Here is a 2188-nt window from a genome sequence, read left to right as displayed (position 1 = left end):
GTCGTGCGGATCACCCGCCCGGCCGCCTGCACCACCTTCTGCAGGCCCGGGTACAGGTACGCATAGTCGTAGCCGGCGCCGAAGCGCTTGTCCATCCGTTCGCGCACGCACTCGTTGACCGGATTGACCTGCGGCAGCCCGAGCGTGGCGACGAAGGCGCCGATCAGGCGCCGTCCCGGCAGGTCGATGCCCTCGGCGAACGCCCCGCCCAGCACCGCGAAGCCGACCCCCTGCCCGTGCTCGGTGAAGCGCGCGAGGAACTGCTGGCGCGAGGCCTCGTCCATCGCGCGCGACTGCGACCATTGCGGCACGCCCGGGTGCGTCGCCTGCAGCAACGCCGCCACCTGCTGCAGGTAGTCGAAGCTGCTGAAGAAGGCCATGTAGTTGCCCGGCGCCTTCTCGTACTGCCGCGCGATCAGTTCGACGATCGGCGCGAGCGATTCCGCCCGCTGCTGCCAGCGCGTCGAGATGTGGCGCGCGATGCGCACCGACAGCTGCCGCGCCTCGAACGGCGACTCCACGTCGATCCACGCGGTGTGCTTCGGCAGGCCCAGCGTGTCTTCATGGAAGCCCTGTGGCGTCAGCGTGGCCGAGAACAGCGTCGTCGTGTGCGCCGCCTCGAAGCGCCCGCGCAGGTGCGGCGCCGGGATCAGGTTGCGCAGGCACAGCGTCGAGCGCATGCGCGCGCCGCGGCGCTCGGCGATCGTCACGTCGACCTGCGAGTTCTCGTCCAGCAGCTCCAGCACGCGCGTCACGTGCAGCGCATCGAAGTAGAAGCGCAGCAGCGGCGCATCGTTCGGCGACTGGCCGTCGGCGAAGTGCTCGCCGAGCGCCGCGATCGCGTTCTGCAGCGCATCGCGCCACGCCGCCGGCGGCTTCTCGTGCACCTCGAAATCGGCCGCCTGCGCCTTGTTGAGCGCATTCCACGCGCGGTGCAGGCGATCGAGCGCCGGCTTCACCGTGGGCGGTGCCTTGCTGCGCAGCGCGGCCACGTCGGCCTGCTGCAGCTCGGCCGAATACATCTTGCGGCCGCGTTCGAGCAGGTTGTGCGCCTCGTCGACCAGCACGCCGACGCGCCAGTCGTTCGCGAGCGTCAGGCCGTGCAGCATCGCGCCGAGGTCGAACCAGTAGTTGTAGTCGCCGACCACCACGTCGCTCCAGCGCACCAGCTCCTGGCTCAGGTAGTAGGGGCACACCTGATGGGCCAGCGCCACCTCGCGCACGCGGGCCTGGTCCAGCGGGCCTCCACCAACGGCAAGCGCCGCGCTGCGCGCCGCCGGCAGCCGGTCGTAGAAGCCGCGCGCCAGCGGGCACGACTCGCCATGGCAGGCCTTGTCGGGGTGCTCGCAGGCCTTGTCGCGCGCGACCAGCTCCACCACGCGCAGCGGCGGTGCACCGGCGCTGTGGGCGATCAGCCGCAGCGCCTCCAGCGCGAGGCCGCGGCCCGGCGTCTTGGCGGCGAGGAAGAACAGCTTGTCGAGGCGCTGCGTCGGGCAGGCCTTCAGCAGCGGGAACAGCGTGCCGACCGTCTTGCCGATGCCGGTGGGCGCCTGCGCGAGCAGGCAGCGGCCGCTGCTCGCGGCGCGGTACACCGCTTCGGCCAGCGGCCGCTGGCCGGCGCGGAACTCCGCATGCGGGAAACGCAGGCCCTGCAGCGCGGCATCGCGGGCGCCGCGGTGCGCGAGCTCCTGCGCCGCCCAGGCCAGGAAGCGCTCGCACTGCTGCTCGAAGAACTGCTGCAGCTCGGCCGCGCTGCAGGTCTCGCTGAACGCCGTTTCCTGCTGCGAAGCGACGTCGTAGTAGACGAGCGCGACGCGCAGTTTCGGCAGCTCGAACTTCTGGCACAGCAGCGCGCCGTAGATCTTGGCCTGCGCCCAGTGCAGGTGGCGGTGGTTGGCCGGCTGGCGCGCGAGGTCGCCGCGGTGCGTCTTGATCTCTTCGAGCAAGCCCTTGTCGGGGTCGTAGCCGTCGGCACGGCCGCGCACGCGCAACGCGCCGTGCGTGCCGCTCAGGCTGACCTCCGCCTGGTAGCGCCCGCCCCGGCGTGACGCCACCATCGCATGGCCGGCGATGCCTTCCTGCGCCGACGGGCCGGGCGTGAAACGCAGGTCGAGGTCGCCCTGCTTGGCCGTGAACTCGCACAGCTCGCGCACGGCGATGGTGTAGGTGGGGGTGTCGACGCTCATGG

Annotated in this window: 1 protein-coding gene; it reads right to left on the bottom strand. The window is 71.6% G+C overall.

Going from position 1 to position 2188, the window contains the following annotated elements:
* On the bottom strand, positions 1–2186 hold a 2186-nt coding region (locus AC1D01_RS31310; protein ID WP_477873400.1), incomplete at its 3' end, for an ATP-dependent DNA helicase.
* Positions 2187–2188 lie beyond the last annotated feature (2 nt).

Source organism: Rhizobacter sp. P3_B12 (genome assembly GCF_056402895.1).
This window is presented reverse-complemented; position numbering and strand designations above follow the sequence as displayed.